Origin of the sequence: Rhodopila sp. (genome assembly GCF_965276935.1) — a bacterium.
Lineage (GTDB): Bacteria > Pseudomonadota > Alphaproteobacteria > Acetobacterales > Acetobacteraceae > Rhodopila.
In genome coordinates this window covers 2,180,942-2,201,702 of sequence record NZ_CBDIBS010000004.1, presented here as the reverse complement: position 1 = coordinate 2,201,702, position 20,761 = coordinate 2,180,942, and the positions used below count along the sequence as shown (strand labels likewise).

The following is a 20,761-nucleotide window of genomic DNA, read 5'->3' as shown; positions in this document are numbered from 1 at the left end:
GGATCAGTGGACGTCGGACCAGACCTTGCGCTTCACGGCATAGGTGAGACCGGTCATGAACACCAGGAACAGGACGACACGCACACCAAGCTGCTTGCGTTCCACCATCTCGGGGTTTGCAGTCCAGCTTAGGAAGGTGACGACGTCGTGGGCTTCCTGTGCGAGGTTATCCTTTGTCCCGTCGGTGTAGCTGACGGTGCCGTCCTGCAGCGGCGGCGGCATGTGGATCAGATGTCCCGGATACTGCTTGTTGTAATACAGACCTTCCGGAACCTTGAAGCCGGCGGGTGGCGGGACGAAGCCGGTCAGAACGCCATAGACGTAGTTTGGTCCGCCCTCCCGCGCATTGACGATCATCGACAGGTCCGGCGGCACGGCGCCATTGTTGGCGGCCGACGCTGCCTTGGCGTTGGGGAACGGCGAGCGGAACTGGCTGGCTGGCGAGGCCGGCCCATCCTTTGGCTGGCCCTGATCATCAACGCCTTGCGGTACGGTCACGGCGGCGGCGACCGCCTGGATCTGCGCCGTATTCAGGCCAATGCCGGTGAGGTCCCGGTAATGCATCAGCGTCATCGAATGGCAGTTGGAGCAGACCTGGGAATAGATCTCGAATCCACGCTGAAGCGCGGCTTGGTCAAAGGTGCCAAACGGGCTTGCAAAGCTCCATTTCTGGTGCGGCAGGGGTTCGTCCTGCGCCACCGCCGGCGTGGCTAAGGAACCGGCAGCGGCCAGGCTGGCGACAAAAGTGCCGGCCAGCAGGAAACGCGGCGTGCGCATCAGGCTTTCTCCATCGGCTTCGCGGCGGCGCCGGATGGCAGCGGACCGCCGCCTCGCCTGCCGATGACGGGACGGCTGATGCTCTCCGGCAACGGCAGCGGCCGTTCCAGCTTGCCGAGGACCGGCAGGATCACCAGGAAGTGCAGGAAGTAGTAGACCGTGCAAACCCGGCTGAGGACAACCCAAATGCCCTCTGGCCTGTGGGCGCCACAAATGCCGAGCCCGACGAACGCCGCCACCCAGACAAAGATGAGCTGGCGGTAGATCGGGCGGAACCGCGCGCTGCGGACGCGGGAGGTGTCGAGCCACGGCAGCACGAACATCACCAGGATGGAGGCGAACATCATGCAGACGCCCAGCAGCTTGTTCGGCACCGAGCGCAGGATGGCATAGTACGGCAGGAAGTACCACTCCGGCACGATGTCAGCGGGGGTTTGCAGCGGATTGGCGGGAATGAAGTTGTTCGGGTCGCCCAGGAAGTTGGGCGCGAAGAACACCAGCAGGGCGAAGACCAGCAGAAAGACGCAGATGCCGACACTGTCCTTGATGGTGTAATACGGGTGGAACGGCAGCGTGTCCTGCGGCGATTTCACGTCGATGCCCAACGGGTTGTTGGAACCGGTGATGTGCAGCGCGGCAACGTGCAGGAAGATCACTGCCACCAGCACGAACGGCAGCAGGTAATGCAGGGCGAAGAACCGGTTCAGGGTCGGGTTGTCGACACTGAAGCCGCCCCAGAGCAGGGTGACGATCTTCGAGCCGACAATCGGGAAAGCCGAGAACAGGTTGGTGATGACGGTCGCACCCCAGTAGGACATCTGGCCCCAGGGCAGAACGTAGCCCATGAACGCGATCGCCATCATCAGCAGCAGGATTACCACCCCCAGCATCCACAGCAGTTCGCGCGGCGTCTTGTATGAGCCATAGTACAAGCCACGGAAGATATGGATGTAGGTGACGATGAAGAACATCGACGCGCCGTTCTGATGAATATAGCGGATCATCCATCCATAGTTGACGTCGCGCATGATGCGCTGGACGGAGTCGAAGGCGAGTGTCGTGTTCGGCTGGTAGTTCATCGCCAGGAAGATGCCGGTCACGATCATGATGACCAAAGTCACCAATGCCAGCGCACCAAAATTCCAGAAATAATTGAAGTTTTTGGGAGTCGGGAAAACTCCGTATTCCTTCTGGATCATCGAGAAGATAGGCAGACGGGTGTCGATCCAGTTGATCACTGGATTGGCGAAATCACTCTTGCTCATGCCGGCCATGGCTGGTTTCCTGTCGCGGGCGGAAGACTGACGGTGTCAGCCGACGCTGATTTTGGTATCGGATGCAATCACGTAAGCGGGAACGCCAGATCGTGGCGGACGAAGTTCGGCTTGCCCTGCCATGCAACTGTAGTGGCTTGAGCCTTGGTGACCGGCGTCAGACCAATGTGCATCAACGGCAGCGCCAGCACGTTGCTGGGTGGATGCGTTGCGCCACAAAGCGGGGCGTCACAAAGCGGCAAGGTCATGATCCTGGCGCCAGCAACCGCCGCGGCGCCGGCAATCGATTGCGGCGGTTCGCGTTTAGCGACCTTATTGAAGGGCGCGGTAGCGGCGTATCGATCAGCCATCTTTGCCTCAAATTGCCGCTTCAGCCAAGAAGACTGAGCGGCTGGTTGCTGTTAAATTGAACAATTGGCCTGAACAGGCGAATTGCCAAGGATCAGGTTGCCCCGTTCATCATAATTGTCGCATTCTTTCAACCGCTCCCGCTTTCTCGCAATACCGGCGACAAGGGGGTTAGCCTGACTGTTGTGCTGGAACAAGCCCTTTGATGAACGAAGCTCCATCGGTTTTGGCCTCGAACAGCGCCTATGAGGCGTTGAAGCCGGACGCCCGCGGCTGGTTCGAGTCCCTGCGCGACCGCGTCTGCGCCGCGTTCGAGGCGATCGAGGAAAACTTGCCGCGGGATGCGCCGCTGGCCGACGGGCCGGCAGGGCGGTTCGAACGCACCGCCTGGACTCGCCCGACCGAGGCGGGCGCGGAGTTTCCACTTGGCGCGGAGGCAGGGGGCGGCGGCGGCATCATGAGCGTGCTGCGCGGCCGGGTGTTCGAGAAGGTCGGGGTAAACGTCTCCACCGTCTGGGGGACGTTCAGCCCGGATTTCCGCGCCCAGATTCCGGGCGCGGCGGAGGACCCGCGGTTCTGGGCCAGCGGCATCAGCCTGGTCGCGCATATGCAAAGTCCGCTGGTGCCGGCGGTGCATTTCAACACCCGCATGCTGGTGACCACCAAGGGCTGGTTCGGCGGCGGCGGCGACCTGACGCCGATGCGGCTCGATACGCCCGAGGCGATCGAGGACGCGGCCGACTTCCATGCGAGGCTTCGGCTCGCCTGCGATCGGCACGGCCCGGGCTACTACGCGACGTTCAAGGCCTGGTGCGATCGCTACTTCTATCTGCCGCACCGGCAGGAACCGCGCGGTGCCGGCGGCATCTTCTTCGACCATCATACCACCGGCGATGCCGCGGCGGACTTCGCCTTCACCCGCGAGGTCGGGGAGGCGTTTCTTGATATCTATCCACGCATTGTCCGCCGGCGGATGACGCAGGCCTGGACCCAGGCAGAGCGCGACCACCAGCTTGTCCGCCGCGGCCGGTATGTGGAATTCAACCTGATCCACGACCGCGGCACGTTGTTTGGCCTGAAGACCGGCGGCAACGTGGAGGCGATCCTCATGAGCCTGCCGCCGGAGGTGCGCTGGCCTTGAGAGTGCAGACCTTCAAACAATGCCGCCGATCCATCCAAGGATGAGCGACCCGCGCCCGACGTTGGCCGATCCCGATGACGATCCGTTCCTCTGGCTCGAGGAGGTGGACGGCGCCGGTGCCACCGCCTGGGCGGATATGCAGAGCCGAACCACGATTGAACGATTGGGCGGCGCGCGCCTCACGGCCGATGGGGACATGTTGTGCGGCCTGCTGGACCGGCCCGACAACTTGCCGGTGCCAACGCGCCGCGGCGGCCTGCTGTACAATTTCTGGAAGGACGCCGATCACCGGCGAGGGGTTTGGCGGCGGACGACGCTAAACGCTTATCGGGCCGCGGCACCGGACTGGGATGTCCTGCTGGACCTTGACGCGCTGGCCGCCGCCGAGGCCGCGGACTGGATCTGGCAGGGCGCCGTGACGCTGCCGCCGGAGCACGCGCGAGCCATGCTCCGGTTGTCGCGGGGCGGCAGCGATGCGGTCGTGCTGCGGGAGTTCGATCTCGTCGCGCGCCGGTTCGTGACGGACGGCTTCGTGCTGCCGGAGGCAAAGAGCGGCGTCGAGTGGCTCGATCACGACACGCTGCTGCTGTCCACCGCGTTGGGCGGCGCCACCGCATCCGGCTATGCCAGCAGCGTCCGCCTCTGGCGCCGTGGTTCGGCGTGGGCCGACGGTCCGGTCCTGTTCCAGACCGACCCGGCGAACATGAGCGCCTGGGGCGGCCTCGACCGCGCTACCAAGCGGCTGATCTTCGCGGAGAGGACCGGATTTTTCGACAGCAAGGTCTGGTTCGGCGACCGCACCGGGCCGCAGCAGCTTGTAGACCTGCCGACCGACGCATGGTTCACCTGGGACGCCGACTGGCTGGCAGTGCGTGGCCGCTCGGCCTGGACGGCGGGGACCGAGACCTTCCAGCCGGACGTGGTGGCGGCAATCCGGCTGGACGACTTCCTGACCGGCGACCGACGTTTCACCAAGGTGTTCGAGCCGGCACCGCGTCTTGCCCTGCAAGGGTTTTTCTGGACCAGCGGGCGGCTGCTGCTGAGCGTGCTGGATGATCTGCGGCCGGTCTATCTGGTTCTTAGCCCGACGGACTGGCAGCCTGTGCCGCTAACCGGGCTGCCGCCGATCGGCACGGTGAACGCCTGGCGCCTGGACAACGAGGCGGAGGAAAGCGACGGCAGCCTGCTGGCCATCGCGCAGGATCCGGTGACGCCGCCTACCCTGCTGCTGACCGGCGCCGGCAGTGCCACGCCGGCGGTACTGAAGCGGCTGCCGCCGGCGTTCGACGCCACCGGGCTGGCGGTGACGCGCCATGAGGCCGTCTCCAGCGACGGCGAACGCATCCCGTATGTGATGTGCGGGCCACCGAAGCCGACCGGCGAGGCACCGGTGCACCTGACCGCCTATGGCGGCTTCGGCATCTCGTCCCTGCCCAGCTACCGCATTGCCACGGGCAAGCTTTGGCTGGAGCGGGGCGGCACGACGGTCCTGGCGAACATCCGCGGCGGCGGCGAGTTCGGCACGCGCTGGCACGAAGCCGGCCGGCTTGCCGGCAAGCGGTTCAGCCACGACGATTTCGCCGCGGTCGCCGCCGACCTGGTGCGGATCGGCGTGACAAGGCCGAAGCGGATCGCGGCGGAAGGCGGCTCGAATGGCGGCCTGCTGATCGCCAACATGCTGACCCGCTATCCCGAGCGGTTCGGCGCGCTGTTCTGCACCATCCCGCTGATCGACATGCGCCGCTACAGCCGATTGCTGGCCGGCGCGAGCTGGATCGCGGAATACGGCAACCCGGACAAGCCGGAGGACTGGACGTATTTGGGCAAGCTGTCCGCCTATCACACGGCCGAACCGGGACGGCCGTACCCGCCTGTCCTGCTTGCCACAACCCGTCGCGATGACCGGGTGCATCCCGGCCATGCCCGGAAGATGGCCGCCAAGCTGCAGGCCATGGGCTACGATGCGTTATTTTATGAACCGGCAGCGGGCGGCCACGGCTACGGCAAGGACAACGCGGAGATCGCGCGCTTCGCCGCCCTCGGCATGACATTCCTTCGGCGCGCGATCGGCTGGGAGGAAGATGCTGATGGAACGCGGTCGCATGGCGGCGGGTCATGACGACGGCTTGTCGAACACCATGACCTTGGACACAAAGGCTCTGACGTCGCGCCTGTAGGCCAGTCCAACATCCTGCGAGAGCTCGGGAAAATTTTCCTTGGTGTAGCTGGTGAAATACGGTTCGTGGAAGTTCTGCGGAAAGAGTTCGAGCGTGCCCTCGTAATCCGGATCATCGCCGGACTGCAGCGAATCCAGCACAATCAGCCGGCCGCCTGGCTTCAACACGCGTGCGAATTCCGCGAAGGCGTTACGGCGGGCCTTCGGCGGCAGCTCGTGAAACAGGAAGGTGCTGGTCACCGCGTCCAGGCTGGCGTCCGGCAGCGGAATCGCCTCCGTATTCGCGACCAACAGATCAGTGTGGGACCAGCGGCGCAGATGAGACTTCGCCTCGCGAATGTAGGCTTCCGACAGATCGAGGCCGGTGATGCGAAGCCGTGGCCAGGTCTGCTTGATCGAATCGAGAAAGCGCCCCGTGCCGCAGCCGACATCAAGAAGTCTCAAGCCGCGCTGGTCGCGCTCGGCGAAGGCCTCACGCAGCGCGGGCAAGGCTTGCCGGCGCATCGCGTTGGCGGTGCCGCTGAAGAACACCTCGACCTGGGTATCATAACGCTGGGCGGATTCATCCGTCATCCAGCCGCCTGACTGGAAATGAAAGTTCTGCAGATAGTAACGCGGCCGCTTGCCGAGGAACTGCGGGCTGAGCACTTCGCTGCTCATCCCATTCTCTCGGCGGCGATGGATTTCAGGCAAATCCGCGAAGAACAGGCGCGAGCGGTCGAGCCGGGTCCACAGTGATCCATCATGGTCGATTGGGAACGGGTAAAGTCCGGCGTTGATGTTGGCGACGTCCTGGCGGAGCAGGATGGCCATGTCGGCCAGCAGGCGGCGCCGATCCGGCACCGGCTTGCTGGTGCGGGCGCGAGGCCGCTTGCTCTCGTTCTGTTGGACGCGGGCCACCTGCGACAGCCGGCGCATGGCAACGCCATGCCCGACGTACCAGGCAAGGCGCGGCAGTTGGCTGGCGCCATACGCGGCATGGGTGGCGAGTCGGCTCAATGAATTGCTCATGCTGTCTTCGTCCAAGATATCCTAGGCAGCGCCATGATGTGCGGGCGGATGCGACATGGGGCCAGGGCCACGAAATTGCAGGGTATCGTTCCGGTGGCTTGCATGAATGACTTCGCTGGAAGCTGCGGGCCGATGTACCGGTCAACGATTGTCACCGGCCGCCACGCGGAGGTAGTGGCAGTGAACAGGGCCGATCAAGCGGCGATGCGGTCTGACCCAGCACCCAGCCTTCCCAGTTGCGGATCCATCCGTCGTCCGGCGCGGTATCGGGCCGATGACCGGCCAGCACATTCAGCACGCACAACACGCCCACGACACTGTCGAAGCGGTCCTCGCCGGCCGCGTCGGCGCCGAAGCCTGCCAGCGTCTGCCGCCGCATCGCATCATCGGGCGTGACTGACAGACGGTCCATGGCGCTGAGCAGGGGTCCGGCACAGGCGATACGATCCGCCTGACGCCGCTTGCTGCCGCGCAGCCGGATGTCGAGGTGGCGGAGCGCTTCGGCCGGATAGGTTTCCGCCAGCGCAACGTATCCCGGCGCGAGCAATGACCGGAACGATCCTTCGAAAGGCCATAGATGCAAGGATGCCTCGCGGTGCAGCGCCGGCAGGATGACGCCCAACCAGGCGGCGATGGCGGCCTTGCCGGACTGGTTCGCCCCCAAGGTCCAGAACAGCGGCGCACCGGCGGGGCGTTCCGCCGTGGCTCGGTCGCACTGGCGGGATAGGTCGGCGGCGTTCGACAGGCCGAGCGCCTGAGCGTGGGAGAGACGGGTCATGCCGGCAAGACCGCGAGCGGGGTAGAACGGGCGGTCATGACGAATGTCGGCCAGCGTGGCGCAGACCGAAAAAAAATCCGGCATGGTGGCAAGATTGCCCAGGAATGTCGGAAATCCGGCTTCCGGACGGGTTGCCGCGTAGGCGCGGGGCAGCCCGATCGGCAGGTCGACGCCCAAGGCCACCGCGCCGCCCGCGGCTTGCTGGATCAGGCGGGACAGGAAGCTGTCCATCGGCCCGACCAGGTTCGGCGCGACAAGGCCCCAGCCAATGCCGGTGCGGTAGGCGACAGTGACCCAGCGTTTACGCGGATCGACGCTCCAGTCAGCATGGGCAGCCAGGCTGGCGTGGGTATCAGGAGCCAAACGGGCGGTGCGCGCGTTCCAGCAGGCGAGCGAAAAAGCCCGGCGGCTTCGGTGGTTTCACGGCTATCTCGGCCTTCAGTCTGGCCTTGACCTCGGCTTCCTGCTGCCGCTGCTTGCTGGCGAGCCATTTGTCCAGGCTCATGCCCGCCTTGGCGGCGCGCTTGGCTTCGTAGGCACGTTGACCTTCGGTCAGTGTTCTGGTGGTGGGCGGCACTGCGGTTCCTTGGACGGTTGGTGGGGGTTGCCGGGCCTTTTTCGCAGCACGCGAGCCCGCGATCAAGCAGCTTGATCCGGCTCAGGCGACAGCTATCCCGCCACGCCACCGAAGGCGTTGAAGGTAATCAGCGTATAGGTGTCCTTGACCCCCGGCAGCGTCTGGATCTTTTCCGTCACGAACTGACCGATGTCCTGGTCTCCGTCGAGATAGAATTTCCCCAGAAGATCATATTGGCCGGAGGTCGAGAACAACTCCGACATCTCCGGGATCCGGTCGGCCGCCTCGCGCGCGACGCGATAGGCCTGTCCCATCTCGCATTTCACCTGCACGAAGATCGCCCGCATCATCGCCTCCCGCTCTGGTATCGGCCGGACCGATACAATCCGAGGAACGTAATCGACGCGGCTGGCTTGCGCTACCCGCCGCAGGTGGCGATGGAGCGTCGCTCGACCAGCGTTGACAGGTTGAAGGCAACCTCCGCCAACCTCCGCAGCATCTCGGGCAGGTTTGGTTCGGCTGGCAGTGCCGCGTCGTCAGCCAGGAAGTCAGTCCAGGCGGACCATTGCCCTGTGGTCAGGTTCAGGGCTCGGCGTTGATCATCACCGGTCAGGCTGATCGCATCGGCCAGCGCCTCCACCATGTGCAACTGCGCGCGGGTGAGCGTATCGGTCGCCTGCCAAGCCAGATTCCGCAGCATGAAACTCTCCGTTCCCGGTATTGATGCAACGCAAGATCGGCAGCGGTCGCGGCAACACAAGGTGCTGTTCGTGGTGGCTTTGTGGCAGCGCAGCACGGTGGCGTTATCAGCCTGGCCGACGCCGCCAGGAGCGTTATCGTCTGGCCGAGGCGGCCAGGGGCGTTATCGCCTGGCTAAGGCGACGGGGCGTGACGCCGCAACAGCGGGCGCCTATCGTCCTTCGGACAGGGGAGTAATGACGGATGGAACCGGCTCAGGCGCGCAAGTCGCGTAACACGCTGCGCCCAGGGGTTCGCCCAGCAATGCGCGGCGGGGTACGTCATGGCGGCCGCATACTGGCGGATGCGCTGGTCGCGCAGGGCATCGATCATGTTTTCGAGGTGCCGGGCGAGAGCTTTCTTGATACCCTGGATGGCCTTTACGATCAGCGGCAGAAGCTGAAGCTGGTGACCTGCCGGTTCGAAGCTGGCGCGGTGAACATGGCGGACGCTTACGGCAAGCTCACGGGGCGCCCGGCGGCGGCGATGGTGACGCGCGGGCCAGGCGCGTGCCATGGCGCGATTGGGGTCCACGTTGCCATGCAGGACAGCACGCCGCTGCTGTTGTTCGTCGGCCAGATCGCGCACGCAGACACCGGCCGGGACGCCTTCCAGGAGGTTGACTACCGCCAGATGTTCGCGCCGCTGGCCAAATGGGTCACTCAGATCGATGACGCCCAGCGCATTCCGGAGGTTGTCGCCCACGCGGTGGATGTCGCCACCAGCGGCCGCCCTGGTCCCGTGGTCATCGCCCTTTCCGAGGAGATGCAGAAGGACCTAGTGACTGTTGCCGACCTGCCGCGCGCTGTCGTCACCTCGGCTTTCCCCGATCCGGACGCGCTGCTGCGCATGCGCGCCATGCTGGCGAAGGCGAGAAAGCCGGTCGCGGTCGTCGGCGGCTCCTGCTGGACGGCGCAAGGCCGAGCGGCACTGCGAAGGTTCCTGCTGGCGAACCAGGTGCCGGTCACGGTGGGTTTCCGCCGCCAGGCGCATTACGACGGCACGCAGGCGAATTTCGCCGGCGACCTTGGTGTCGGTTCCGATCCGGGGCTTGTCACGAAGTTCAAGGAGGCGGACCTGATCCTGGCGATCGGCAGCCGCCTTGGCGACGCGGTCACCCAGGGCTACACCCTGCTGGACATGGCCGGCAGCGTGCCGATCATCCAGGTATTGCCGGATGGCGCCGAAATCGGCCGAGTCTTCCGTACCGCGCTCGGGATGGTATCCGACCTCAACAGCTTCGCCGTGGCGGCGGCGGCACTGGAGCCGATCAAGCCTACCTGGTCGAAATGGACGCAGGAGCTGCGGTCGCTGCGGGAGGCGCAACGTGCCGTTCCCAACTACCAGGGCACGCTTAATCTGGGTACTGTGATGCGGGACCTTGAGGGGCTGTTGACGCCCGATGCCATCGTCACCACGGATGCCGGCAATTTCGCCGGCTGGGCAACCCGGTTCCTGAATTTTTCCGACGGGCAACGCTATATCGGCCCGACCAACGGCGCGATGGGATACAGCGTGCCCGCCGCGGTCGGTGCCAAGATCGCCTTCCCGGAGCGCATGGTGGTCAGCATGGTCGGCGACGGCGGCTTTATGATGACCGGTCAAGAGATCGCCACCGCCTTCCACCACGGCGTCGCGCCGATCGTGCTGCTATTCAACAACCAGATGTATGGCACCATCCGCATGCATCAGGAACGGGCCTACCCGTGGCGTGTCTCCGGCACCGCCTTGACCAACCCCGACTTCGCCCGTCTGATCGACGCCTACGGCGGGCACGGTGAGGTGGTGACCGAAACCGATGCCTTTACCGCTGCCTTTCAGCGCGCCATCGAGAGTGGCAGGCCGGCCTTGATCGAATTGCGCATGAACCCGGACCAGATCACGACGCGGGCAACGATCGCGGATCTGCGCGCCGGCAAGGCACCGCCGAAAGCCGCGGCGAAAGTGAAACGCTCGGCCAGAGCCGCGTCGCCGACACCGTCGCGGATGGCCGGCGCAAGCAAGAAACGCGGGTAAATCCGCTCGCGCCGGCGATATTGGCCTGACAGCGCGACATTATGGTCACATGATTGCGATGATTGATGCGGGTCAACCGGTTCCTGGTGCCTGGGGATCGGTTGTCCAGGCGTTCATCCCCCGGCCGGGGTTCGATCAGCGTCCCTTGCGCGGCTTGCCGGCGCGCGGGTCCGGTTTCAGACCCAGCCCGCTTTGCAGCGCCAGGCTGGACCTGAGCTTGGCATAATCCGAAGCGACCATCGGATACTCGTCCGGCAGGTCCCACTTCGCGCGGTATTCCTCAGGCGTCATGCCATGAACCGCGAGAAGATGGCGCTTTAGCATCTTCATGCTCAGCCCGTCCTCCATGCAGATCAAGCGATCTTCAAACACTGTCTGCCCGTAGGCGGGATGCACATATGCACACAACGCAGAGCTGAGACCTTTTTCGTTCTGCTCTTGATGGTTGTGATGATGGCCATCAACACCATCCGATGCTGGTGCGGTCTTGCTCGCGCCGCGGGAAAACGTTTGGCCGATATCCGATAGTGTATTGTATACGCTATGAATTAGACTGGGTATCGCATCAGCCGCGACTGCGTTATGGCGGACTTGCGCTGCCACAATCTGCGTAACCAGTATCAAAATATGTCTGTGCGACTCAGTCATGTGGCCAGCATCCCTGAAGATAATGAGGTTTTGACGTTTTTTTCACGTTCTATTACAAAACAGGCTCTGGTCAACGCCATCAAACCGACATTCGCGTCACTGGGCGGGATGAGGAGACAACATTACATGAGCGATAAAATTGTCGAGGAAGCCTTTACCCGCGTGCGAGGCCGATACACCGATGATGTATGGTTCGCTCTGCCGCCGCGCGCGATCACCGATGCGATCTATCGTGAAATCCGCGAAATCGATGCCGAACGACTGAGGGCGGGACCGCCCACGGCGTCGACATCCCTGAAAAGCGCGGCGGCGTGACAGGCGACCGGGACTTCTGACACTGGTGTGAACCGGGTCTGGCGTTGCGTTAATCCGGGCGAAGCGGAACCTCGATGCGCGTGCGGGCGTTGTCCCCGCGTGATGAACTTGCTCCTCTACGGCCTCCTGCCGTCCCATTCGCCGGCCGGTCACGATGCTGTTGCAGGTCTGTTCCACTCCCCGTCCGGTATGAGCGGTTGATCGCATGCGACCTGGAATCTATCACCTGCATCCGCTTGTCGCCGGCCCGCTGAACACCTGGCCTGCGACGTTCGCCCGCGTCGCCGCGATGGGGTTCAGCCAGGTGTGCCTGGCGCCGCCCTTCGCGCCTGGCGCCAATGGCGATATCTTCCTGCATGCGACGTTTGATCGGCTGCACCCTGCCCTGCGCTTCGATGGCAGCGCCGAGGCGGGACTGGCATTGGCGGTACGGCAGGCGGATGCTCATGGTCTGAAGCTTCTGCTGGATATCGCGCCGGGGCAGATCGCCATCGATGCGCCGGTTCGCTCTCGCCAGCCGGAATGGTTTGCCACCGCCGATGGCGCCGCGCCTGATCCGCGACGGCCGCCTGGTCCGCCGGATGTCGCGGTTCCGCGGTTTGACCAAACCGCCTTGTCGGACGCAATTTCTGACTGGTGGATCCAGCAACTCGGGCGGTTGCTGACAACCGGCATCGCCGGGTTCCGCTGCCTGACCCTGGACCATGTGCCGGGATCGTTCTGGCGCCGCGTGATCGCCGCTGGCCGCGCCGCGTCCTCCAACGCCCTGGTGTATCTGGCCTGGACGCCCGGCGTGGCGTGGGAGATGCTTCCTGGCCTGGCTGGGGTGGGGTTTGATCTGACCTGCTCCTCCGCCGCCTGGTGGGACGGCCGAGCTGCCTGGCTGCTGGACGAACATGAGGCGCTGCGGCAGGTGGCGCCGTCCCTCGCTAGTGTGGAACCATCCTTCCGAGAGCGATTGGCCGCACGCCTGCCGCCCGATGCCGATCTTGCCACCGCGTATCGGCTGTCGCTTGGCGTCGCGGCCGCTACCGGGGACGGTCTGTTCATGCCGATGGGGTTTGAATACGCGACCGCCCGCCGCTTCGATGCGATACGCGCCGAACCGGCCGACATGACAGCGGCGCGCGATGAGGCGCCGGTTGATCTGTCGGCCGACATCAGCGCGGCAAACCGCATGGCCGGCGAATTGCCGCGCGCGGCCCTGATCCGGCCCATCACCGCCCCAGGTGCGTCCGTCACTGCCTGGATACGAACGTCGGCAGCCGATATTCGGGATGCGGTGGTCGCCAGCCTGGTGGTCATCAACCCGGACACCGTACGCCCCAGAGCCATGCCAATCGAGTTGGCGCCACTGCCGCCGTCCGCCGGCGCGGCGTTCTCGGTGCGGGAGACGGCGGCCGCCGATCAGGCCCTGCGGCCCGGTGAGGTGCGCGTTCTGGCATGCTGCCGCACCACCGACATCATTGGTGGATCAGGGCTTGAGCTGGACCGTTCCTGGGCCGAGTCATCCCGCCTGGCGATCGAGGCCGTGGAACCGGTGGTTCAGGGCGGCGACTTCCCGGCCAAGACGGTGGTCGGCCAGGAGCTTACCGTCCGCGCGGACATAATCGGCGATGGTCATGACATCCTGGCCGCCGCCGTGCTTTGGCGGGCGGCGGGCGAAACCACGTGGCAGCGCGTGCCGATGCGGCTGGTAGCGAATGACCGGTGGGCGGCGTCCGTGGTGCCTGATCGGATCGGGCTGTACCAGTTCGCGGTCGAAGCCTGGTGGGATCAGTGGGCGACGTTCACCCATGATCTGAATGCCAAGGTCGCCGCCGGTCAGGTTGTGGACCTGGAGATTCAGGAAGGCCGCCAGTTGGTCGAGCAGGCGTCGCGCCGGGAGGGCTGCACCATCATCGACCGCCTCGGCAGATCCACCGATCCTGCCGAGCAGGTGGCGGCTTTGCTGTCCGATGACATGACGGTGGCGATGCGGGCGGCGGATGATCGTCCCTTCGCCACCAGAAGCGCGGTCCGCACGGTTCGCGCCGACCGGCCGGCCGCGTGCTTCGCCAGTTGGTATGAGCTGTTTCCGCGATCTGTCACGCATGATCCCAAGGTGCACGGCACGTTCCGCGGCGTGATCGAGCGCCTGCCGGCGATCCGCGCGATGGGCTTCGACGTGCTGTACTTCCCACCGATCAACCCGATCGGCACGGTCAACCGCAAGGGCCGCAACAACAGCCTGCGGGCCGAGGCCGACGACGTCGGCAGTCCCTATGCCATCGGCGGCGTTGAAGGTGGTCATGATGCGGTGCATCCGGCGCTGGGAAGCCTGGACGATTTCCGCGCGATGCTGCTTGCGGCCCGGGCCAACGGGTTGGAGATCGCGCTCGATTTCGCCATCCAGTGCGCGCCCGACCATCCATGGGTCAGCCAGCACAAGGACTGGTTCCGCTGGCGTCCCGATGGATCGATGCGCTACGCCGAGAACCCGCCGAAGAAATACGAGGATATCGTCAATCCGGACTTCTTTGGCGAGGCGTCCTTTCCCGCGGTCTGGCTGGCGTTGCGCGACGTCATCCAGTTCTGGATCGATCAGGGTGTCCGCATCTTTCGGGTGGACAACCCGCATACCAAACCGCTGCCGTTCTGGCACTGGATGATCGGCGATATCCAAGGCCGGCACCCCGACGTGCTGTTCCTGGCGGAGGCGTTCACCCGGCCCAAGCTGATGTACCGCCTGGCGAAGGTGGGCTTCTCGCAATCCTACACCTACTTCACCTGGCGCAACACGAAGCAGGAGTTGACGGAATACCTGACCGAGCTGACCACGCCGCCGGTGGCGGATTTCTTTCGGCCGAATTTCTTCGTCAACACGCCGGACATCAATCCGATCTTCCTGCAAACCGCCGGACGGCCCGGCTTCCTGATCCGGGCGGCCCTGGCGGCGACCTTGTCGGGCCTGTGGGGCGTCTACTCCGGCTTCGAGATCTGTGAGGCGGCGCCGCTGCCGGGGCGGGAAGAATATCTCGACTCGGAAAAGTATGAGATCAGGCCGCGTGACTATGCCGCCGCCGGAAACATCGTGCCGGAGATCACCGCGCTGAACCGTCTCCGCCGGCTGTATCCGGCGTTGCAGAGCCATCTGGGGCTGAGTTTTCAGACTGCTTATAACGAACAGATCCTGTTGTATCTTAAGGGCGATATCCTGATCGCGGTCAGTCTTGATCCGCATAATGTGCAGGCGGCCACGATCGAGATCCCACTTTGGGAATTCGGCCTGCCCGACGGTGCCGGCATCGCGGTCGAAGATCTGATGCGCGGCGATACATTCATCTGGTATGGAAAGACCCAACGCATCCAGCTCGATCCCGCGGAGCTACCGTTTCGCATATGGCGATTGACGCTGGTCTAAGGGTCCAGAGATGAATGTACTGCATCCGCATCCTCGTACCAGTCCGCGTACTGGGCAGATCGCTGATACCGATCCGCTCTGGTACAAGGACGCGATCATCTATCAGCTTCATGTCAAATCGTTCTTCGATTCCAACAACGATGGAATCGGCGACTTCGCTGGCCTGATCTCGCGGCTGGACTATATTGCCGAGCTGGGCGTCAACACGATTTGGCTGCTGCCATTCTATCCGTCACCGCTGCTGGATGACGGCTATGATATCGCGGATTATCGTGGCGTCCATCCGGACTATGGCACGCTGGCCGATGTCAAGCGGTTTATTGCCGCCGCGCACGATCGTGGCATCCGGGTGATCGCCGAACTGGTGGTCAATCATACCTCTGACCAGCACCCGTGGTTTCAGCGGGCGCGTCAGGCCAAACCCGGTTCGGTGCATCGCGACTTCTATGTGTGGTCCGACAACGATCGCAAATATGCCGGCACACGCATCATTTTCGTCGACTCGGAGCGTTCGAACTGGACCTGGGACCAGACCGCGGGCGCTTACTTCTGGCACCGCTTCTACTTTCATCAGCCCGATCTGAACTACGATAATCCCCGCGTGATGCGTGAGGTCCTGTCCGTGCTGCGCTACTGGGCCGAGATGGGGGTGGATGGGCTTCGCCTGGACGCGGTGCCATATCTGGTTGAACGCGAAGGCACCAACAACGAGAACCTGCCGGAGACCCACACGGCGCTGAAGCGCATCCGCGCGGAAATGGATGCGCACTACCCGGACAAGATGCTGCTGGCCGAAGCCAACCAGTGGCCGGAGGACACCAAAGATTATTTCGGCAACGGCGACGAATGCCACATGGCATTCAATTTCCCGCTGATGCCGCGCATGTACCTGGCGATCGCGCGGGAAGACCGCTTCCCGATCACCGACATCCTGCGCCAGACGCCGGACATCCCGGAGAATTGTCAGTGGGCCATTTTCCTGCGCAACCACGACGAACTGACGCTGGAGATGGTCACGCAGTCCGAGCGTGACTTCCTGTGGGAAACCTATGCCGCCGACCGGCGCGCCCGCCTGAACCTGGGTATCCGCCGCCGCCTGGCGCCGCTGCTGGAGCATGATCGCCGGCGGATAGAGCTGATGCATTATCTGCTGCTGTCGATGCCCGGAACGCCGGTGATCTACTACGGCGATGAAATCGGCATGGGCGACAATATCCACCTAGGTGACCGCAACGGTGTCCGTACGCCGATGCAATGGTCGCCGGATCGCAACGGCGGCTTCTCACGGGTCGCCGATCCGTCGCGGCTGGTGCTGCCGCTGGTGATGGATCCGCTTTATGCCTACCAGGCGGTGAACGTCGAATCGCAGGCTTCCGATCCACATTCATTGCTGATGTGGATGCGCCGCGCCATTGCCGTGCGTCGCCAGTACAAGGTGTTCGGACGCGGCACCTACCGGTTGCTGTATCCAAAGAACCGCAAGATCCTCGCCTATCTGCGCGAATACGAAGGCTGCACGATCCTGTGCGTCGCCAATCTTTCGCGGACGCCGCAGGCGGTGGAACTTGACCTGTCGGAATTCCAGGGCCGTCTGCCGATCGAACTGGACGGGCTTTCGGTATTCCCGCCGATCGGGCAGTTGACATATCTGCTGACGTTGCCTCCCTTCGGCTTCTATTGGTTCTTGCTGTCGGACGCCGACGACTGGCCATCCACCCACACACCCGCCCCGGAACCCATGCCCGAATATCAGACAATCGTCATGCGCCGCGATCTCGCCGAAGCGGTGCGCGCGGCGCGCCCTGTGCTGGAGAGGGAGGCACTTCCACCATACCTGGCGAAACGCCGCTGGTTCGCAATGAAGGACCAGGCATTGCGATCGGTGAAGATCGCACTGCTGACGCGCGTGCCGGAGGAGGACTTCCTGCTGATGGAGATCGAGACGGAGACGGCGTCCGGTTCGGCGCGCTGGCTTCTGCCGGTCGGCATCGCCTGGGACGACACCACTGCCCCACCGTTGCAGATCCAGCTCGGTCTGGCCCGCGTTCGCCGCGGCCCCAAGGTCGGCCTGCTGACCGATGCCTTCGCCTTTCGGCAGTTCCCCCTCGGCGTGCTGTCCGGCCTGGCGCAAAGCGAAATCATCAAGATCGAGCAAGGCACGATCCGCTTCGAACCAACGTCCCGCATGCCGGAGATCACGGTGCCGCCGGATGTGGAGATGAACTGGATCTCCGCCGAACAATCCAACTCCTCCGTCATCGTCGGCGACGTGGCAATCATCAAGATGTTCCGCCGGATCAGTGACGGACAGCATCCCGAAGCGGAGATGGGGCGCCACCTGACCGAGCAAGGCTACGCCAACATCCCGGCCTTGCTGGGTGAGGTGGTCCGGGTCGATGAAGACGGCACCCGGCACGCGCTGGCGATTGCTCAGGCGTTCGTCCGAAACCAGGGGGATGCCTGGACCTGGACGCTGGAACTGCTGATGCGCGGCCTGTCGGATCTGACCGGCGGCGACGAGGCCGCGGCCGCGGATGCCCTGAATCACAGCGACTATACCCAGTTTGCTACCCTTCTTGGCCGCCGGCTGGCGGAGATGCACCTGGTCCTCGCCCGGCCGTCGGATAATCCCGCTTTCGCCCCCGCGCCCGCGTCCGAGGACACCGAGGACATGCTGGCAGGGCGTGTCCGCCAGCAACTGGAAGCGGCGTATCGCGTTATTGAACCACGTAACGATCTGGAAGGTCCCGCGGCAGAGGATCGTGCTGGCTTGCTGTCGGCGCGGGAAGCACTGCTGGGGAAACTGCCGTCGCTGGCCAATGAGGTGGTTGATTCAGTGCTGACCCGCATTCACGGCGACCTGCATCTAGGGCAGGTGCTGGTGGTGAATGGCGACGTCACGCTGATTGATTTCGAAGGCGAACCCGCTCGGCCGGTGGCGATGCGGCGCGCGAAAGACAACCCGCCGCGAGATGTCGCCGGCATCATCCGGTCGTTTGACTATGCCGCGGCGGTGATCCGGCGCCGCAGCCCGGCCAGCCATGGTCATCTGACGGATGAGCGCGTCGGTACTTTCCTGGACAGCTTCGTTGAACGGGCGACCGAAGCTTTCCTGTCGGGTTATCAGGCGTCGATCGAAGTCAATCCGGCTCTGCTGACGCTGTTCCTGATCGAGAAGGCGGCCTACGAGGTGGTTTATGAGTCCGCCAACCGGCCGACCTGGATCGATGTGCCACTGCACGGATTGATGCGGCAAATCCGTCAGTTGCTGGATACCGAGGCGCTTGCATGAACGATTTCGTGGTCGTCCCTTCCTTGTCGCCCGAGCAGGCGTGGCAGATGCAGGAAGGTGCCCTGCACGATCCCTTTGCCGCCCTGGGACCGTTCGAGACGGAGGCGGGCCGCTTCGTACGGTCGTTTCAGCCGGGCGCCCATGGGATCGATGTCGTCTCCCGTAGCGACGGACGGCATCTGGGCACTCTTTCACCTGGCAAGCCTGACGGCCTGTTCATGGGCCGGGTCGACAGCGGCGAGCCTTACCGGCTTCGCATTCACTGGCCCGATGCCGACCAGGAGACCGAAGACCCATACGCCTTTGGCCTGCTGCTCAGCGACATGGATCTGCATCTGTTCAACGAGGGGCGGTTGTTTCGGCTTGCGTTCACCTTGGGCGCCAACCCGATGGTGATCGACGGTGTCCGAGGCACCCGCTTCGCGGTCTGGGCGCCGAACGCCCGTGCTGTCTCGGTCGTCGGCGACTTCGACACATGGGACCCGCGCCGCCACCCCATGCGCCTGCGTCATCCATCCGGCGTGTGGGAGCTGTTCGTGCCGCGTATCGGGCCTGGCGCGCGCTATAAATTCGCCATTATCGGCCCCGATGGCATCCGGCTGCCCGACAAGGCGGATCCCCTGGCGAAAGCGACCGAGTGCCCGCCCGCCACCGCTTCGGTGGTCAGCGATACCATCCCCTTCGTCTGGCACGACGCGTCCTGGATGCAGGACCGGGCTGGGCGGCAGACGGCCGAGGCAGCCATTTCAGTTTATGAAGTGCATGCCGCGTCTTGGTTCCGTCCGAACGGTGCCGGCACGCCGACCTGGGATCAGTTGACCGAACGGCTGGTTCCCTATGTGGTGGGCCTGGGCTTCACGCATGTGGAGCTGATGCCGGTCGCGGAACATCCGTTTGGCGGTTCCTGGGGATACCAGCCGCTGGGGCTGTTCGCGCCATCGGGCCGGTTTGGGCCCATCGACGGCTTTCGTCGGTTCGTCGATGCCTGCCATCAGGCCGGCATCGGCGTCATTGTCGACTGGGTCCCCGCGCATTTCCCCACCGATGCGCACGGCGTGGCGCGATTTGATGGCACGCCGCTGTATGAACATGCCGATCCGCGGGAAGGCTTCCATCAGGATTGGAACACCTACATCTACAACATGGGCCGTCGGGAAGTGCAGGGCTTTCTGATCGCCAGCGGCATTCACTGGCTGGAGGATTTTCATGTCGATGCCCTGCGCGTCGATGCCGTCGCCTCCATGCTGTATCGCGATTACAGCCGCAAGCAGGGTGAATGGGTTCCCAACATCCATGGCGGACGGGAAAACCTGGAGTCCATCGAGTTCCTGCGGCACTTCAATACCGTTGTGGGCGAGCGCTGCCCAGGTGCCATCACCTTAGCGGAGGAATCGACGGCGTGGCCTGGCGTTTCGCGCCCGGTGCAGGAAGGCGGCCTGGGATTTTCCTTCAAATGGAACATGGGGTGGATGCACGACACGCTTCACTACATGGAATGTGAGCCGATCTATCGGCAGTGGCACCATGACGAAATGACATTCGGGCTGATCTACGCGTTCTCGGAACACTTCGTGCTGCCGCTTTCGCATGACGAGGTGGTATACGGCAAAGGCTCACTGATCCGAAAAATGCCCGGGGATGACTGGCAGCGCTTTGCCAACCTGCGCGCCTATTTCGGTTTCATGTGGGGTCATCCCGGCAAGAAGCTGATCTTCATGGGCGGCGAGATCGCGCAATGGCGAGAATGGAATCACGATACGGCGATTGATTGGGACCTGCTCGATCAGCCTCGGCATCGCGGGATACAGACTTTGGTGCGTGACCTGAATGGTCTTTATGCCGACCAGATGGCCTTGCATCAAAGGGATTCGCTTTCGACCGGTTTTCGCTGGGTGATCGGGAACGATGCGGCGAATTCGGTCTTTGCGTTCCTGCGGCAAGGCGACGATGACGCGGGCGTTGTGCTGGTCGTCAGCAACATGACCCCGGTGCCGCGCACCGGCTATGGCATCGGCGTTCCCAGGCCTGGCTTTTGGCGGGAACTGTTGAACACCGACGCGGCGGTTTATGGCGGGTCAAATCTGGGTAACGCCGGCGGAATTGAAACAGTAGCGCATCAGATGCACGGGGAGGCACAGAGTCTTTACTTGACCCTGCCGCCACTTTCCACGGTGTTCCTTTCACCGGCAGCCTAAAAGCGCGTCAATCGGCGCCACGTGATTATGGCCGCATTGTGACTACATTCGAGATGAACCGTGGAACAAAGT

At 63.9% G+C, this 20,761-nt stretch carries 16 protein-coding genes; 7 read left to right on the top strand and 9 right to left on the bottom strand.

What is annotated here, in order from left to right:
- Positions 1–3: 3 nt before the first annotated feature.
- The 3 genes from ACQY4S_RS26565 to ACQY4S_RS26555 all read right to left on the bottom strand — a co-directional run bounded on the left by ACQY4S_RS26565 (position 4) and on the right by ACQY4S_RS26555 (position 2,401).
- Positions 4–777, bottom strand: coding sequence for a cytochrome c1 (locus ACQY4S_RS26565; protein WP_428488186.1), 774 nt, complete (start codon positions 775–777; stop codon positions 4–6).
- Positions 777–2,051, bottom strand: coding sequence for a cytochrome b (locus ACQY4S_RS26560; protein WP_428488184.1), 1,275 nt, complete (start codon positions 2,049–2,051; stop codon positions 777–779). Before ACQY4S_RS26560 ends, ACQY4S_RS26565 begins: the two co-directional genes overlap by 1 nt.
- A gap of 68 nt (positions 2,052–2,119) precedes the next feature.
- A complete protein-coding gene (locus ACQY4S_RS26555) occupies positions 2,120–2,401 on the bottom strand; it encodes a hypothetical protein (protein ID WP_428488183.1) in 282 nt (93 codons plus the stop codon).
- Positions 2,402–2,604: 203 nt separating this feature from the next.
- Between ACQY4S_RS26555 and hemF the strand changes: the two genes are divergently transcribed.
- Positions 2,605–3,540 carry an oxygen-dependent coproporphyrinogen oxidase gene (gene hemF / locus ACQY4S_RS26550; protein WP_428488182.1) on the top strand — a complete coding sequence of 312 codons (936 nt, stop codon included), beginning with the start codon at positions 2,605–2,607 and terminating at the stop codon, positions 3,538–3,540.
- Positions 3,541–3,580: 40 nt separating this feature from the next.
- Positions 3,581–5,659, top strand: coding sequence for a prolyl oligopeptidase family serine peptidase (locus ACQY4S_RS26545; RefSeq protein WP_428488181.1), 2,079 nt, complete (start codon positions 3,581–3,583; stop codon positions 5,657–5,659).
- Here the strand turns inward: ACQY4S_RS26545 and ACQY4S_RS26540 are convergent.
- The 5 genes from ACQY4S_RS26540 to ACQY4S_RS26520 all read right to left on the bottom strand — a co-directional run bounded on the left by ACQY4S_RS26540 (position 5,654) and on the right by ACQY4S_RS26520 (position 8,782).
- Positions 5,654–6,727: a class I SAM-dependent methyltransferase gene (locus ACQY4S_RS26540; RefSeq protein ID WP_428488180.1), complete on the bottom strand. Its 1,074-nt coding sequence runs from the start codon at positions 6,725–6,727 to the stop codon at positions 5,654–5,656. The genes ACQY4S_RS26545 and ACQY4S_RS26540 overlap by 6 nt on opposite strands.
- A gap of 151 nt (positions 6,728–6,878) precedes the next feature.
- Complete coding sequence (locus ACQY4S_RS26535; protein ID WP_428488178.1) at positions 6,879–7,868, bottom strand: hypothetical protein; 990 nt, start codon at positions 7,866–7,868, stop codon at positions 6,879–6,881.
- Positions 7,858–8,082: a hypothetical protein gene (locus ACQY4S_RS26530; RefSeq protein WP_428488177.1), complete on the bottom strand. Its 225-nt coding sequence runs from the start codon at positions 8,080–8,082 to the stop codon at positions 7,858–7,860. The genes ACQY4S_RS26535 and ACQY4S_RS26530 overlap by 11 nt, the downstream gene beginning before the upstream one ends.
- A gap of 92 nt (positions 8,083–8,174) precedes the next feature.
- The gene (locus ACQY4S_RS26525; RefSeq protein ID WP_428488175.1) at positions 8,175–8,432 is read right to left on the bottom strand and encodes an Lrp/AsnC ligand binding domain-containing protein; all 258 of its coding nucleotides are present in this window, start codon (positions 8,430–8,432) and stop codon (positions 8,175–8,177) included.
- Between the two features lie 68 nt (positions 8,433–8,500).
- Positions 8,501–8,782: a hypothetical protein gene (locus ACQY4S_RS26520; RefSeq protein ID WP_428488173.1), complete on the bottom strand. Its 282-nt coding sequence runs from the start codon at positions 8,780–8,782 to the stop codon at positions 8,501–8,503.
- A gap of 242 nt (positions 8,783–9,024) precedes the next feature.
- Between ACQY4S_RS26520 and ACQY4S_RS26515 the strand changes: the two genes are divergently transcribed.
- Positions 9,025–10,836 (top strand): thiamine pyrophosphate-dependent enzyme, encoded by a 1,812-nt coding sequence (locus ACQY4S_RS26515; protein ID WP_428488171.1) that lies wholly within the window; start codon positions 9,025–9,027, stop codon positions 10,834–10,836.
- Positions 10,837–10,971: 135 nt separating this feature from the next.
- On the opposite strand, the gene ACQY4S_RS26510 is transcribed toward ACQY4S_RS26515, so the two are convergent.
- Entirely contained in the window at positions 10,972–11,484 is a 513-nt protein-coding gene (locus tag ACQY4S_RS26510) for a MucR family transcriptional regulator (RefSeq protein ID WP_428488170.1), read from the bottom strand.
- Between the two features lie 126 nt (positions 11,485–11,610).
- On the opposite strand from ACQY4S_RS26510, the gene ACQY4S_RS26505 reads away from it, so the two are divergent.
- From ACQY4S_RS26505 to glgB, 4 genes are all read left to right on the top strand, one after another.
- Positions 11,611–11,799: a hypothetical protein gene (locus tag ACQY4S_RS26505; RefSeq protein WP_428488169.1), complete on the top strand. Its 189-nt coding sequence runs from the start codon at positions 11,611–11,613 to the stop codon at positions 11,797–11,799.
- A 205-nt stretch (positions 11,800–12,004) separates the two neighbouring features.
- Complete coding sequence (locus tag ACQY4S_RS26500) at positions 12,005–15,202, top strand: maltotransferase domain-containing protein (RefSeq protein ID WP_428488167.1); 3,198 nt, start codon at positions 12,005–12,007, stop codon at positions 15,200–15,202.
- A 10-nt stretch (positions 15,203–15,212) separates the two neighbouring features.
- Positions 15,213–18,494, top strand: coding sequence for a maltose alpha-D-glucosyltransferase (treS, locus tag ACQY4S_RS26495; protein WP_428488166.1), 3,282 nt, complete (start codon positions 15,213–15,215; stop codon positions 18,492–18,494).
- On the top strand, positions 18,491–20,689 hold the full coding sequence (gene glgB / locus ACQY4S_RS26490; RefSeq protein ID WP_428488165.1) for a 1,4-alpha-glucan branching protein GlgB: 2,199 nt from the start codon (positions 18,491–18,493) through the stop codon (positions 20,687–20,689). Before treS ends, glgB begins: the two co-directional genes overlap by 4 nt.
- Positions 20,690–20,761: the final 72 nt, after the last annotated feature.